The following is a 15,660-nucleotide window of genomic DNA, read 5'->3' on the forward strand; positions in this document are numbered from 1 at the left end:
CAAACCGAACCCGAAGGTAAGAAGATAAACTACGAAATTGGCTGTCGGCAATCGGCTGTCGGCCAAAAAGTCGCTTTTTCTATGCTTGATAGCCAAAAGCCGACTGCCGACAGCCTCGCAAAAGAAATCTGGATATGATCTGATTTTCAACTAAAAGTTGCGTAATTCGCCATGGCTAATGTTCAATCCGAAAATAAATTTTCGGCGTGCATTTTCCAAATTCCCTTTTACCCTGAATTTAATATCAAATACATTTATTTAAAATGAAAATTGCAATCATTGGCTGCGGAAACATGGGACTTGCCTTTGCCCGCGCATTCCTGAAATTTGATCTGGTTAAAAAAGAAGATTTTTTACTGGTTGAAAAAGGTGAAGATCGTATGGAAAAGCTTAGCAGCTTCCAACCCGGCGTTATCACCGGAGTAATCGGACCGCAGATCGGGACATACGATCTGATCATTTTATCCGTAAAACCACAGGATTTCCCGTCGGTTCAGGAAGCGTTACGCGCCGTAATTACACCAAATCAGGTTGTACTTTCCATCATGGCCGGTGTAACGATCGCCAATATTCAAACGGTACTGGATCATAAAGCTGTGATCCGTGCGATGCCAAATACGCCAGCCATGCTCGGCATGGGTATCACGGCGTATACCGCTTCACCGGAAGTTGATATGACCCAGCTTCGCAAAGTCGAAAACCTGATCAATGCGACGGGCCGTTCTGTGTTTTTGGAAGAAGAAGAACAATTAAACGCCGTAACCGCATTAAGCGGCAGTGGACCGGCCTACTTTTTCTACGTAGTAAAAGCAATGATCGAAGCAGGAAAGAAAATGGGCTTCGAAGAATCCGTAGCCGCACTTTTGGTAAAACAAACAATGCTGGGTTCTTTCCATTTAATTAACACAGCCGACAAATCGCTGGACGAACTGATTAAAGCAGTTGCGTCAAAAGGCGGAACGACGGAAGCTGCTTTGAAACAATTTGAGGCTGGGAATTTGGATGAGACTTTGATTGGGGGGATTTTGGCTGCGCAGATGAGGTCGAAGGAGTTGTCGAAGGGGTGAGGGGGAGGTTTCAGGCATAACGCCAGAGTTGCAAATACTCTTGCCTGTTCAGATAAATATTAAAAGTACTACGCAAACTTCGCACATTGAAGAGTTGCGTAAGTTTAGCAGACACCCTTCGTAAATCAAAACCTCAAATAATATAATGTCAAGAGATATACATAAAAAACCATTTGACGAAGGGACAAAAGCTAAACTTGCAATTTTTAGAGATTATTTAAGGGAATGGTTACCCGTTTTTATTGCCAAAAGAGAAATTTATTGGAACACAATAAATATTTACGATTTTTTCTCAGGCCCAGGTTCTGACGGATTCGGTAATAAAGGAACACCGTTGATAATCCTTGAAGAATTAAATCCACATTTTGACAACATAATTTCAAAGAAACTAAATGTTAACCTTTATTTAAATGAATATGACCAATCAAAATACGAAGCTTTAAAAAAAAATGTATCCCCAGAAAAGGGGGATGTACGGCCCTACTCTATTCAGATTGAAAATTTAGATTTTAAAATCTCTTTTAAAAGCAAATTCCCAGAAATGGGAAATAAAGGAAATGCAAACTTGTTGTTTTTGGACCAAACAGGTGTCAAACATATTAATGAAGAGATTTTTTCTAAAATTATAAACTTAAAACAGACTGATTTTTTATTTTTTATTTCATCTTCAACAATCAAAAGATTTGCAGAACACCCTTCAATTTCACGATATATAAAACTAAATAGCGAAGACATTGAGAAAACACCCTATCATAAAATACATCGGTTAGTATTAGAATATTATAAAAGCCTCATCCCTCAAAACAAAGAATATTATCTCGCATCATTCTCATTAAAAAAAAATGCAGGACTATACGGGCTCATTTTTGGCAGTGGACATGTTTTGGGTATAGAAAAGTTTCTAACAACTTGCTGGGGCATTGATAAAGAAAGAGGCGAAGCGAATTTTGATATTGATGAGGATAAAATACAAAAAGGTCAATTTGATCTGTTTACCAATGAAGTCCCCAAACCGAAAAAAGTTGATTTATTTGAAAAAGAATTAAAAGAAGGAATTTTAAATAAATCGTTACCATCAGACAAAGCCATTTATCTCTTTACGATAACGAATGGTTTTTTACCATCACATGCAAGAAAAATCATAGCACAATTGATAAAAGAAAATAAAATTCAAAAGAGTAGCTTTAATCTTTCAACCAAGGTTTGTAAATCAGGCGCATTAGTAACACAAGTGAAACCCTTATAAAATGGCACAATCAAGTATCGAATGGACAGAAATGACGTGGAACCCCACTACGGGTTGTACAAAAATATCTGCGGGCTGTAAATTCTGTTACGCTGAAATTATGTCCAAACGACTTCAAGCAATGGGAATTGAAAAATACAAAGATAATTTTGAGGTAAGGGCACACGAAGCATCCTTGCGTATTCCATATACATGGAAACATTCCAAAGTTGTATTTGTAAACTCTATGAGCGACTTATTTCATAAGGACATTTCATTAGATTTTATAAAACGTGTTTTCGAAGTAATGAATGATAATCCACAGCATGTTTTTCAGGTCTTGACTAAAAGAGCAGAAAGATTGTTTGAAGTACATAACGAGTTAAAGTGGACGCATAATATTTGGATGGGTGTTTCTATTGAAAATGATAAGGTAAAATATAGAATTGACTTTCTGAGAAAAACAAACGCAAAAGTAAAGTTTTTGTCTTGTGAACCGCTTATTGGTCCGTTAACAAAAATGAACCTAAAAAAAATAGATTGGGTAATTGTGGGGGGAGAAAGTGGTCATACGCCACGTCCTATGGACACGGAATGGGTTTTAGACATACAAAAGCAATGTGAAAAGAATGATGTTGCATTTTTCTTTAAACAATGGGGTGGAAAAAACAAAAAAGTGAGCGGAAGACTTTTAAATGGAAAAACATATGACGAAATGCCTGAACTCTTACTACAAGAAAGTGTGTAGAAATACCAGCTCAAAACGGAGTTTAGCTTTATAGGGGATGCGAATCCCAATACGTCATGCATTAACCTAAGCTAATGCGCTTCTACAGTATCACTAAACATGAAAAATATAGATAAAAAAAGTTTAGATAATGCCTTCCGCTTATTTCAATCCGGTAATATCGATAAAATAAAAACCGGAACAACGAAAGGCTTACAGCAGATAAACCAATATCTGTTCGAGAGACTTTATGACTTTGCCGAAAAAATACGCACCCAAAATATTTCAAAAGGTGGATTCAGATTTGTGTCAGCTTTGTATTTGAATGAAATTTTGGTCAAAATTGAAGCAATGACTGAAAACACATTCGAAGAAATTATTGCTAAATATGTGGAAATGAATATCGCTCATCCATTTATGGAAGGGAACGGAAGGACTATGCGTATTTGGCTGGATTTGATACTAAAAAACAATTTAAAAAAAGTAGTTAACTGGCAGTTTGTGGATAAAACACTTTACCTGCAAACCATGGAACGCAGTCCAATTAACGATCTGGAATTAAGAACTTTGCTTTTCGCTAATTTGACTGACGGAATTAATAACCGGGAAATTATTTTTAAAGGCATAGAACAATCCTACTATTACGAAGGCTACCGAAAAGAAGATGATATTTGATGGAATTTTGGCAGCATGAACGAGATCTTCAAAATCCTAAATCAATGAATTAAAAAACAAAATTAATCTGTAAATTTGATATGAATGACAAAAGACTTTACATAATTGCAGGTTGTAACGGAGCTGGAAAAACCACAGCGTCGTTTACTATTCTACCTGAAATTCTGGATTGTAAAGAGTTTGTCAACGCAGACGAAATCGCAAAAGGCTTATCGCCTTTTCAACCTGAAAAAGTTTCGTTTGAAGCTGGCCGAATAATGTTGAACAGAATTAATGAATTGCTTTCCGCAGAAGAAAATTTTGCATTTGAAACAACTTTATCTACAAGAAGTTATAAAAATAAAATTATCGACGCGAAGGCAAAGGGATATCGAGTAACTTTATTATTCTTTTGGCTTCAAAACGTAGACTTAGCCAAAGAACGAGTAAAAATAAGGGTTTCGGAAGGCGGACACCATATTGAACCCGACGTTATCGAAAGAAGATATATTAAAGGAATTAAAAACTTATTTGACCTCTATTTGCCTATTGTAGAAGGAGCTTTAATATTTGATAATTCCGAAGGAAAACACGAACTATTAGCGGATAAGCAAACAGATGGTCCGATGAATATTATAAATCAGGAAAAATTCAACCTCTTAAAAAATTATTATGACGCCAAGAGAAATACAAATCGAGGAAAAGAATAAAATTTTAAAAGGACTTGAAAAAGTCTACGAGAAATTAATTGAATTTAAAAAAATGAAAAATAGTGAACTCGTTATACTGCGCGACAATAAAATTGTCAGGATAAAACCTGAATAAATCAAAAAGCTAATTTCATTCATCAAATAGAATATAGTCCCATACCCACAGGTGTGGGATTTTTTATTGCCTGTGAGAATCAAGTCGAATTTCCAACTTTTAAATCCCTAAACTGAGCTGTGTTAGACAGATACCACTGAAAAAGAATTCGTTAACAAAATTTTTACTGAAATAATTACGCTTAATAATTATTTGTAAACTTTTAAACGATATAAAAAACGTATTAAACTGATATTTAGTTAATTATAATTATTTTTTGAAAACTTTTTAAATTTTAATGTTTAGAAAACTTAACAAATAATTAACTTTGATAAATAGACTATTCATCAAAAGACGAAAAATATAAAAAATGGAAATCACAAAACCATCTGAAAACAAAACTACCTACACCTCAGATGAAGCTTATCAACAATCGCTGGAATATTTCAAAGGCGATGATCTTGCAGCCCGTGTCTGGGTTAATAAATATGCATTAAAGGATTCTTACGGAGCGATTTTCGAGGCGACACCAAACGATATGCACCGCCGTATCGCCAGCGAAATTGCTCGTATTGAAGTTCGCTATCCAAATCCAATGACGGAAGATGAAGTTTTTGACCTGATCAAAGATTTCAAATACATCATTCCACAGGGAAGTCCGATGACGGGAATTGGAAATCCCTATCAGATTGCTTCGCTTTCCAATTGTTTTGTAATTGGAAATAATGGCGATTCAGATTCTTACGGCGGAATCATGAAAATTGACCAGGAACAAGTTCAGTTGATGAAAAGACGTGGGGGAGTTGGCCATGATTTGTCACATATCCGTCCAAAAGGTTCGCCGGTTAAAAATTCGGCTTTGACCTCAACCGGTATCGTTCCGTTTATGGAGCGTTTTTCAAATTCTACACGTGAAGTGGCTCAGGATGGAAGAAGAGGCGCTTTGATGCTTTCGGTTGCTATAAAACATCCTGATTCCGGCGATTTTATAAATGCTAAACTGGAACAAGGCAAAGTGACCGGAGCCAATGTTTCTGTTCGTATTGATGATGCTTTCATGCGCGCCGTTGAAGCGCAGCAGCCTTATACACAACAATATCCGATCGATAGCAAAACTCCGGTTTATACCAAAGAAATCGATCCAACTGCACTTTGGAAAAAGATCGTTCATAACGCGTGGCAATCGGCTGAGCCGGGGATTTTGTTCTGGGATACCATTATCAGGGAATCTTTGCCGGATTGTTACGCTGATTTGGGATACAAAACGGTTTCGACAAATCCATGCGGCGAAATTCCATTATGTCCGTATGATTCCTGCCGTTTGCTGGCGATCAATTTATTTTCTTACGTTGAAAATCCTTTCACCAAAAAGGCAGCTTTCAACTGGGAGCTTTTCAAAAAACACATCAACGTAGCGCAGCGTATGATGGATGATATCATCGATCTGGAACTGGAAAAAATTGATGCGATTCTTGAAAAAATAAACGAAGATCCGGAAGACGAAGAAATCAAACGTACGGAAAAAAATCTTTGGCTCAATATCCAGACCAAAGCAAGAGAAGGCAGAAGAACCGGCATTGGTATAACAGCCGAAGGTGATATGCTGGCTGCGCTTGGTCTGCGTTACGGAAGCGATGAAGGTTCTGAATTTTCTGTTGAAATCCATAAAACGATTGCGCTGGAAGCTTACCGCGCATCGGTGAATACGGCGAAAGAACGCGGTGCATTCAGCATTTTCGACGCTGACAGAGAAAAAAACAATCCGTTCATGCAGCGTTTGAAAGAAGCGGATGGACAGCTCTACTACGAAATGCTGGAACACGGTCGTAGAAACATTGCACTTCTGACGATCGCTCCAACGGGTACAACCAGTTTGATGTCTCAAACAAGTTCTGGTATCGAGCCGGTATTTATGCCGGTTTACAAAAGAAGAAGAAAAGTGAATCCGAACGATCAGGATGCGCGGGTTGATTTTGTGGATGAAGTGGGTGATTCGTGGGAAGAATATGTTGTTTTCCACCATCGTTTCAAACAATGGATGGAAGTGAATGGTCATGATCTGACAAAAAATTATGGTCAGAAAGAATTGGACGATCTGGTAAAACAGTCGCCTTATTACAAAGCGACTTCCAACGATGTAGATTACCTGAAAAAGGTAAAAATGCAGGGCGCAATCCAGAAATGGGTGGATCATTCGATCAGTGTTACTATCAATATGCCGAATGATGTGACGGAAGAATTGGTTGGAGAATGTTACCTGGAAGCCTGGAAGGCGGGATGTAAAGGTGTTACGGTGTACCGCGACGGCTCACGTTCGGGTGTTTTGATCTCAAACGAAGAGAAAAAAGAGGAAGACAAAATAAGCAACACACCGTTCCCGACAATCAGACCTCAGACTCTGGAAGCTGAAATTGTTCGTTTCCAAAACAAAAAAGATAAATGGATCGCTTTTATCGGTTTGATTGATGACAGACCTTATGAAATTTTCACTGGTTTCGCGGATGATGAAGATGGAATTCTGATCCCAAGATGGGTAAATGAAGGTTTGATCATTAAAAACCGCGAAGCAGACGGAAGTTCACGTTACGATTTCCAGTATAAAAACACACGTGGCTACAAAACGACGATTGAAGGATTATCGCATAAATTCAACCCGGAATACTGGAACTACGCGAAATTGCTTTCCAGCACTTTGCGCCACGGAATGCCGATTGAAAAAGTGGTTGATCTGATCAGCAGCTTGCAATTGGATGAATCGATCAATACCTGGAAAAATGGTGTGGCCCGTGCGCTGAAACGTTATGTTCCGGATGGAACAGAAGTTAAAAAGCAAAAATGCCAGAATTGTAATTCTACGAATTTACTTTATCAGGAAGGCTGTCTGACTTGCAAGGATTGCGGTTCTTCGAAGTGTGGTTGATCTTTAAATAAATTATAGTACGCTGTAAATCCGAGAAGTCAATCTTTTAAAGGTTGGCTTCTTTTGTTATTATTAATTATATCCTTTTGTTTTCGATTTTATAAACTCAATCTCTGCATCAAATGGATGTTGCTTTAAATAATCTATCCAAAAAGTTAGCACCGCAATGGTTGGGGAATTTAACTTTTTAAACTCTTTGAAAAGTTTTTGAAAATCAACGGAATGTAAATCTTCATCTTCACTTTTTGATGTTTTAGTAATTTTGGATAATTTTTTAAAATCGTGTGGAAGATTATAATTAGTCAACGAAATGTTATTTTCGTCTGCACAGGATATAATCCATTTTTCCATCGCTGGGCAAATAAATATTAGATAGTGATTTTTACGTTGATGTTTGAACAGTTGTAAATTATTGGGCAATTCAATTACTAAATTAAATTCATCTACATATTCAAGTTTTCTTTTATCCCTGTCAACAATTCCAAGAGCAAAAGTATCAGCAAATTTTTCCCGCATCTTCTTTGTGACAGACGAACAACCCTTTGTGTGATTATACCTGGTTTTGGGAGGATTTAAGCCTTTAATCAATTTAGTATCAATAAAGCACTCTGGAATGATATGTTCGTCCATACTTAAGAGTGGGAGTATGATTCGTTGTTAAAAAATAAATCTATCCCATATTTAAAAACCTCCTGAATTTCCGTTTCACTTAGAGATCTAGACACGGTCTGCCCCTCCTTAAAGTCTATCATAAAAATTGCTAAGTCGTCTATTGCATTTTCTAAAAAATCATCAACAATAATTGGGCTGTGAGTTGCAATAAAGAATTGATTGGTGTCTGAGTGAATTACTTCCTGTGTAAATTCAGCTATATACGGAGGAAAGGAATGAGCTTCGGGTTCCTCAAAAACCAAAATTGAGTCAGTATTTGATGCTACGGCTGTTTTAAAAAAAATAATTCTTTGTAAAGTATCTGCTATTAGTGAATATGGAATGATGAAGACATCCAATCCATTATCCTTCATTATTTTAAGTGAATTAGTTGCTTTATCTAAAACTAACCTTAATCCATATTGCTTAAACCAATGAGTAAATACCTCTCTTAATTCTGGCAGCAATTCTAGTACGTACATCAGATTATTTCCATACGGAGGATTTAAAAATGACAATCGCGTTTTCTTGCCTAGTTTGGAATCAATATTAAATGCGTATCTTTTTACCTTGCCAGAATTAGAATTATTTTTACCACTTGACTTTAGATTCAAATTACTGAAAAAGAAATCAGACATTTCAGGAGGGTTTCCATTAAAAGTTAACTCTCTAAATGAAAACAGTAACTGGTCCGCTTCCTTATTAAAAGTAAGAGTTGATCTAAATTTCTTGTCGCTTGAAAAATTTAGTTCAACAAATGTTTCCTTATTAAAATTTCCCTCGTAAAATATTTGCGTGGATTCCTCCAACCTTATTAAGTCAGTTAACTTCTTCGAAAGATTATTTTTCAAATATGGAATTGTAAATATCGAAAGCGCCTCCAAAATATTTGATTTACCAACATTTGGCTTGCCAATAAAAAGATTAATTCTTTTAAACCCATCTATTTCAAGATGACGGATTGATTTGAAATTCTTGATTTCTATATGATTGATAAATGAGTCCATAAGTCAACTAATTAATGCATAAAACTTTCCCAATATACAAAGAAGTCAAGTTTCGAAAACTTGACTTCTTAAATTCTTACCAAGAATGATCTCTAAAACAAATTACTTCGTCTCCTCAACAACGCCCAAATAATTAAATGGAGTAATCTGCCTCAGCTCTTCACGAATACTTTCAGCAACATCCAACGTCTCAATAAAATGTGAAATTGATTCGTGCGTAATTTTTGCATTTGTACGCGTCAGCGATTTAAGCGCCTCGTATGGTTTTGGATAACCTTCACGACGGAGAATCGTTTGAATAGCCTCTGAAACTACTGCCCAGTTATCTTCCAGTTCAGATTTCAGCCTATCCTCATTAAGTTCAAGCTTACCTAATCCTTTGATCAAAGAATTAAGAGCAATGGCCTGATGCGCCAGCGGAACACCTATATTACGAAGAACCGTAGAATCCGTTAAATCTCTTTGTAAACGTGAAATTGGCAGCTTTTGTGCAAAATGCTCGAACAATGCCGAAGCCAATCCAAGGTTTCCTTCCGAGTTTTCAAAATCGATCGGATTTACTTTATGCGGCATAGCAGACGAACCTACTTCACCAGCCTTAATTTTTTGTTTGAAATAACCCATGGAAATGTAAGTCCACATATCCCGGTTAAGATCTGTCAGAATTGTATTTAGTCTTTTCAGGTTATCAAAAATCGCGGCAAGATTGTCATAATGCTCAATTTGTGTTGTATGACGGCTGCGTTTTAAACCCAATCCATCTACAAAATGATTTCCAAAAGCCATCCAGTCTTGTTTTGGATAAGCTACATGATGCGCGTTGAAGTTACCTGTTGCACCGCCAAACTTGGCTGAATGCGGGATTTTTTCCAACATTTCAAGCTGACGTTCCAATCTTTCAACAAATACCAGAAATTCTTTCCCAACACGTGTTGGAGAAGCAGGTTGTCCGTGTGTGAAAGCCAGCATTGGAATATTTTTCCATTCAATTGACATTCTCTTAAGCACAAAAAGAACCTGACGGAACAACGGTTTGATCGTTCTTTCCAGCGCATCTTTCAAAGAAAGTGGAATGGCAGTATTATTAATATCCTGAGAAGTAAGACCAAAATGGATAAATTCCGAGTATGCCTCAATGCCCAGTTTTTCGAATTCTTCTTTGATAAAATATTCAACCGCCTTTACATCGTGGTTTGTTTCTTTTTCAATATCCTTGATGTGAAGCGCGTCTTCTTCATTAAAATCCTCATAAATCTTACGTAAAGAAGGATAGAGTTTCTTGTCAAATTCTGATAGCTGAGGAAGCGGGATTTCGCAAAGTGCTATGAAATATTCCACCTCAACATATACTCTGTAATAGATAAGGGCGTATTCAGAAAAATATGAAGAAAGCTCAGATACTTGCTTATAATAGCGACCGTCGACCGGCGAGATAGCCGTAAGTTGATTTAATGACATGATTTACAATGCAGAAAGATAAATTTTGATACAAAGTTAGAAGAATTCACGAGGAGAAACTGGTATAATGGCTACGAAATATTCTTTTTAGCATTTGTCTAGGTTATTTTGATACTATTTACATATTTGCTTAACAATCTTTATTCCATAATCCATCCCTATGCAGCAAACCCCATTTATCGGAGAACTAGTCGGTACTATGATCGTTATTTTATTAGGAAACGGCGTTGTCGCCAACGTCGTTTTGAAGCAAACCAAAGGTGAAAATGGAGGATGGATTGTAATTACCGCCGGCTGGGCATTTGCAGTAATTTTCGGTGTATTTGTTGCCAATGCTTTTGGAAGTCCCGGAGCACATTTAAACCCCGCAGTAACGATAGCATTCGCAGTTTTGAAAAGTGATTATAGCAATGTTTTTAGTTTTATAACAGCGCAATTAATTGGTGCATTTTTAGGAGCCGTTATCGTTTATTTACAATATCTGCCTCACTGGAAAGCAACAGAAGATCCGGGAAGCAAGCTGGCTTGTTTTTCTACAAATCCTGCGATTAAATCGCCGGGAGCTAATTTTTTAAGTGAATTCATTGCCACCATTGTTTTAATTGTTGGCATTGCAGCCATAGGTTTTTCAGGAACTTCTGATGTACAAAGAGGACCGATTCCTTCGGGCATAGCGCCATATCTTGTTGGTATGCTCGTTTGGAGTATTGGGTTATCGTTAGGTGGAACAACGGGATATGCAATTAATCCGGTAAGAGATTTGGGACCGAGAATCGCACACGCTGTTTTACCAATTCCCAAAAAGGGTTCTTCTGAGTGGTCGTATGCCTGGGTTCCAATTGCCGGGCCCATTTTAGGCGCCATTGTTGGTGCCATTATATTACGTATCTTTTCATTTTAACAGATAACCCTTATTCACTATGGCGAAGAAAATATTGATCGGTCTTTTGGTTATTTTCATTTTGATGCAATTTATCAGACCAACTCGTAATGAATCCACCGCAATGTCTCCTAACGACATTGAAAAACATTACGAAACTCCTGAAAACGTAAAGTTGATATTAAGTAAAGCTTGCCGCGACTGCCATTCCAACAACACTGTTTATCCATGGTATGCACAATTTCAGCCAGGCGCATGGTTTATGAATGACCATATTGTGGATGGAAAAAGACATTTTAATTTGTCCGAGTTTGCATCTTATCAACCTAAAAAAGCGGATCATAAACTCGATGAGTTTTCAGAAGAAATTGAAGAACATGGAATGCCGCTAGAGTCCTATCTTTGGCTGCATTCGAATGCTAAACTGACAGATACTGAAATCACAGAAGTAACGGATTGGGCAAAAGGAATCCGCAAAGAAATTCAGGCTAAAAACCCTGAGGCTTTTGTAAAGAAGGATAAATAAGCAATAGGATATCTTAAACGAATTCCTGTAACATTCTGTCTTTTTTAAAGATGAATGTTACAGGAATTTTTAATTTACAAATACCTCGTCCATAAAAACCCAGGCTTTTTGACCTTTGCCCGGATGCCATTCCGGCAACTTTGAAAGAGGCTTTGCTACTACTTTCAAACAGCTGATTTCTTGTGAAGGAAAATCGAAATCAAATACCAGATTTTCTGAGTTGGCTGTGGTTTTATCAGGCATTTTGGGTGTCAATACTTTTAATAACTTCATCTGTTTTTCACTCAAACCTCCCCAAACTTCTATTCGGGTTGGCGGAAAAATAAATCCTCCAACATTACGAAGCATACTTATCGTTATGCTTTGTGCTTTGACTGGTTTATTGAAATACAAATATGCCTGCAAATCCTGATCGCGATATCCCAGCCATTTTCCGCTTGAAGCTGAATTATCACTTTTGACACGGTCGTTCAATGTTTTGTTTCCCTGCGCCGGATATTTCAAATCTGCTTTGGTAATCAATCTGACACTATCGGGGTGAAAAGTGGATTTAAAGAAAAACTTTTCTACCGGCTTACTTCCATACCATCCTTTTTTAAATGCTTTTGCTATCAGTTTTGTGTTTTTGCTTACAGGAAAAGGTTTATTATAAATCGTCGAAGTTGTGCTATCCGGCTCCTTTCCATCCAATGAATACCGGATTATTGTTCCGGGAATCTGATGTTTCAACCGAATAGCTGTATTTCCGGAAAGGATCTGATCTTCATTTTCGATAATCGGAGGATTTAAATTCAGCACTACGGTATCACCTCTAAAACCCGTTTCATAACTTATTTTTCCCGATTTTGTCAAAGTAAGCATTTCCTGCGATGTCAGATCTGTATTCCACACAAAGACATTTTTTAAAGCCGGAATTTCTGATAGCGCCTGAATTTGGAGCAATTTTACCTTGGTACCACTCAATGACAAATTTTTAAGTTTTGTCAATTTTTTCAATTCCGGCAATGTCGATCCGGTGATATCTGTAAAATTTAAGATCAGTTTCCGCAATTCCGTGAATTGGGAAATTGTTTTCAAATCTTCATCCTTAACCGGCATTTTACTCAGATCCATTTCTATAATCTGTTCCTTCAAAGGTGCTAATGCAGCAATATCTTCACTTTTGAAATTAGCCCTGTTATAAAAATTGACTGCTAAGGCAGGAGATTCTGCGGCAACGGATTTGATCAAACGATAGGTTGAATTCAATTCTTTAATTTTCTCCGGACTTGCCGCACTGAAATCATATTTTTCTTCCGCCTCGGATCCGGCTAAAACATTTTGTGCATAACTATAAATCGGGTTTTGCGGACTAACCGATTTCACCATCTCATCAAACCGTGAACCGCCTTTTATCCATGCTTCCAACAACGCAATTTCATCATCGGTAAGCGGTGCTTTCCCTCTTGGCGGCATATGTTTTTTATCATCCAAAGGAAGGTGAACACGTGTTAATAAAATTCCCAAATCAGCTTTTGTGGTATCCCAGGGAGCTCCTTCTTTTCCGCCCTTCGCAAACAATTCCTTAGTTTGCATTTGCAAATTACCCTTGGATTTCTGTGCATTATGGCAGGAAATGCATTTTTGTTCCAAAATGGGTTCAACCAGATCGGTATAGACGTTTGCTTCTTCGAAAGTTACTTTGTCATTTTCAACAACGGCAAGCTGCATCGGCGCAGTCAGGAAATTTTCGCCATGTGTGATATTGCCGCCTAAATGACCGCCGACCAAAAGCATGACCAGCAGCGAAACAGAAATGATTTTTGCAGGAATTTTCCAGGGAGGCAAATATTTTTGAAAACTATACCAAAAAATACTAGCGACAGAAATTACTATTCCGAGCCATTTGTGCCAGAAAATAGCACCTTTTTCATAACCACCTTCTTGTGATAGTACAAAACCGGAGAAAGCTGCGATTGCCGCGGTTACAATCCCGATCAATAAAAGAGTATCAGCCAGATCTTCATTCCATTTACTGGATTCTTTCTTTTCAACAATAAGAATCCAGAACGAATAAAGCATCAAAACAACCAGAGGAAAATGCAAAACCAATGGGTGCATACGCCCCAAAGATTGCATCCATACTGGTACTACAAACCGGTTTTCAAATAGTACAAGAAAAATTAAAAGGCCATTCAGGAAGAAGGCAAAATTGTATATCCATCCCTTCCAATCTGAAAAAGAACGGCCATTCGGTCGTGATGCTGGCTCCATTTAAGCAATAATTCCTTTTACCAATTTGCCAGCAACATCAGTAAGCCTGTAACGGCGTCCCTGATGTTTATAAACTAATTTTTCGTGATCTAAGCCCAATTGATTTAAAATTGTTGCATGAAAGTCATGCACGTGTACCGGATCTTTTACAATATTATAACCAAATTCATCTGTTTCTCCATAGACAATTCCCGGTTTCACACCACCGCCAGCCATCCAGACCGTAAATGCTCTTGGATGATGATCGCGGCCGTAATTATCTTTTGTCAAGGTACCCTGACAATAATTTGTCCGGCCAAATTCTCCACCCCAGATCACCAGCGTTTCGTCCAGTAATCCTCTTTGTTTCAAATCTGTTATCAATGCAGCAGAGGCTTGATCAACGTCCATGCATTGCCCTTTAATTTCATTTGGTAATCCGCCATGACTATCCCAGCCCTGATGATAAAGCTGAATAAACCGGACACCTTGTTCAGACAGTTTTCTTGCTAAAAGACAATTTGCCGCATAAGTACCGGGTACCAAACATTCCGGCCCGTACATTTTCACGATTGATTCCGGCTCCTTGGTCATATCCGTAATTTCCGGAACCGCTGTTTGCATACGAAAGGCCATTTCATATTGCTGAATTTTGGCTGTTACTTCCGGATCGCCAAATTCGTCAAACGTATTCTGATTTAACCGGGAAAGATTATCGAGCATCTTTCTCCTTTCATCGCGGTTCATTCCATCAGGATCATTCAGATAAAGTACCGGATTTTCGCCGCTGCTGAATTGTACACCCTGGTGAACCGAATCCAGAAATCCATTCGTCCATAATTTAGAATAAACTCCTTGCCCATTTCCTTTTCCGCGCGACAAAAGCACGCAGAATCCTGGTAAATTCTGGTTTTCACTACCCAAACCATAACTCAACCAGGAACCCATACTCGGACGGTTTCCTACCTGCGCACCTGTTTGGAAAAAAGTTAAGGCAGGGTCGTGGTTAATAGCTTCGGTATTGAGTGATTTTATAATACAAAGGTCATCCACAATTTTAGACATATGCGGAAGCAGCTCGCTCATCCAGGCACCCGATTTTCCATATTGAGCAAAGTTAAAAACAGACCCTGCAAGTGGAAATTTTGCCTGATTGGCCGTCATACCGGTTAGCCGCTGACCAGCACGAATGGATGCCGGCAAATCCTGACCGTGCATTTTGTTCAGCATCGGTTTATAATCAAATAAGTCAAGCTGGGACGGTGCACCGTTTTGAAAAAGGTAAATTACCCGTTTTGCTTTGGGGGCAAAATGTGGCAATCCGGCCATGAGATCATTCACATCGCTTTCGCCTCCTCCTTTGAACATATCAGGTATCAGCAGGGAACCCAAGGCAGCACTTCCTAAACCCAAACTTAGTTTGGATAAGAAATGCCGGCGGTTCGTATTTAAACCAAAATCAAAAATCGGTTTTTCCATGTTCAGTTTTTCTAACCGCAATAGACGCAA

General features: G+C 38.0%; 13 protein-coding genes. 8 read left to right on the forward strand and 5 right to left on the reverse strand.

Translation table 11 applies throughout. The annotated features are described in order from the left end of the window. Positions 1–263 precede the first annotated feature (263 nt). From proC to FDK13_RS15880, 6 genes are all read left to right on the forward strand, one after another. Positions 264–1,067 carry a pyrroline-5-carboxylate reductase gene (gene proC / locus FDK13_RS15855; RefSeq protein ID WP_137340985.1) on the forward strand — a complete coding sequence of 268 codons (804 nt, stop codon included), beginning with the start codon at positions 264–266 and terminating at the stop codon, positions 1,065–1,067. A gap of 145 nt (positions 1,068–1,212) precedes the next feature. Continuing rightward, complete coding sequence (gene tcmP / locus FDK13_RS15860; protein ID WP_137340986.1) at positions 1,213–2,313, forward strand: three-Cys-motif partner protein TcmP; 1,101 nt, start codon at positions 1,213–1,215, stop codon at positions 2,311–2,313. A 1-nt stretch (position 2,314) separates the two neighbouring features. Further along, entirely contained in the window at positions 2,315–3,040 is a 726-nt protein-coding gene (locus FDK13_RS15865) for a DUF5131 family protein (protein ID WP_137340987.1), read from the forward strand. Positions 3,041–3,139: 99 nt separating this feature from the next. Next, positions 3,140–3,694 carry a protein adenylyltransferase Fic gene (gene fic / locus FDK13_RS15870; RefSeq protein ID WP_137340988.1) on the forward strand — a complete coding sequence of 185 codons (555 nt, stop codon included), beginning with the start codon at positions 3,140–3,142 and terminating at the stop codon, positions 3,692–3,694. An 80-nt stretch (positions 3,695–3,774) separates the two neighbouring features. Beyond that, on the forward strand, positions 3,775–4,383 hold the full coding sequence (locus FDK13_RS15875) for an ATPase (RefSeq protein WP_137340989.1): 609 nt from the start codon (positions 3,775–3,777) through the stop codon (positions 4,381–4,383). Positions 4,384–4,847: 464 nt separating this feature from the next. Next, positions 4,848–7,397: an adenosylcobalamin-dependent ribonucleoside-diphosphate reductase gene (locus tag FDK13_RS15880; RefSeq protein WP_137340990.1), complete on the forward strand. Its 2,550-nt coding sequence runs from the start codon at positions 4,848–4,850 to the stop codon at positions 7,395–7,397. A gap of 72 nt (positions 7,398–7,469) precedes the next feature. Here FDK13_RS15880 and FDK13_RS15885 read toward each other — a convergent pair whose 3' ends face one another. The 3 genes from FDK13_RS15885 to purB all read right to left on the reverse strand — a co-directional run bounded on the left by FDK13_RS15885 (position 7,470) and on the right by purB (position 10,513). Further along, complete coding sequence (locus FDK13_RS15885; protein WP_137340991.1) at positions 7,470–8,027, reverse strand: hypothetical protein; 558 nt, start codon at positions 8,025–8,027, stop codon at positions 7,470–7,472. A gap of 2 nt (positions 8,028–8,029) precedes the next feature. After that, positions 8,030–9,055 carry an AAA family ATPase gene (locus tag FDK13_RS15890; protein ID WP_137340992.1) on the reverse strand — a complete coding sequence of 342 codons (1,026 nt, stop codon included), beginning with the start codon at positions 9,053–9,055 and terminating at the stop codon, positions 8,030–8,032. Between the two features lie 102 nt (positions 9,056–9,157). Continuing rightward, positions 9,158–10,513, reverse strand: coding sequence for an adenylosuccinate lyase (gene purB, locus FDK13_RS15895; RefSeq protein WP_137340993.1), 1,356 nt, complete (start codon positions 10,511–10,513; stop codon positions 9,158–9,160). A gap of 160 nt (positions 10,514–10,673) precedes the next feature. Here purB and FDK13_RS15900 point away from each other — a divergent pair, with 160 nt between their 5' ends. After that, positions 10,674–11,414: an MIP/aquaporin family protein gene (locus FDK13_RS15900; RefSeq protein ID WP_137340994.1), complete on the forward strand. Its 741-nt coding sequence runs from the start codon at positions 10,674–10,676 to the stop codon at positions 11,412–11,414. A gap of 19 nt (positions 11,415–11,433) precedes the next feature. After that, positions 11,434–11,919: a heme-binding domain-containing protein gene (locus tag FDK13_RS15905; RefSeq protein ID WP_137340995.1), complete on the forward strand. Its 486-nt coding sequence runs from the start codon at positions 11,434–11,436 to the stop codon at positions 11,917–11,919. A 69-nt stretch (positions 11,920–11,988) separates the two neighbouring features. Here the strand turns inward: FDK13_RS15905 and FDK13_RS15910 are convergent, their stop codons facing one another. Further along, complete coding sequence (locus FDK13_RS15910; RefSeq protein WP_137340996.1) at positions 11,989–14,172, reverse strand: chitobiase/beta-hexosaminidase C-terminal domain-containing protein; 2,184 nt, start codon at positions 14,170–14,172, stop codon at positions 11,989–11,991. Beyond that, positions 14,173–15,630, reverse strand: a complete 1,458-nt coding sequence (locus tag FDK13_RS15915) for a DUF1501 domain-containing protein (protein ID WP_137340997.1) — start codon at positions 15,628–15,630, stop codon at positions 14,173–14,175. It lies immediately after the preceding gene. Between the last annotated feature and the right edge of the window lie 30 nt (positions 15,631–15,660).

The organism is Dyadobacter frigoris (genome assembly GCF_005280585.1).
GTDB lineage: Bacteria > Bacteroidota > Bacteroidia > Cytophagales > Spirosomataceae > Dyadobacter > Dyadobacter frigoris.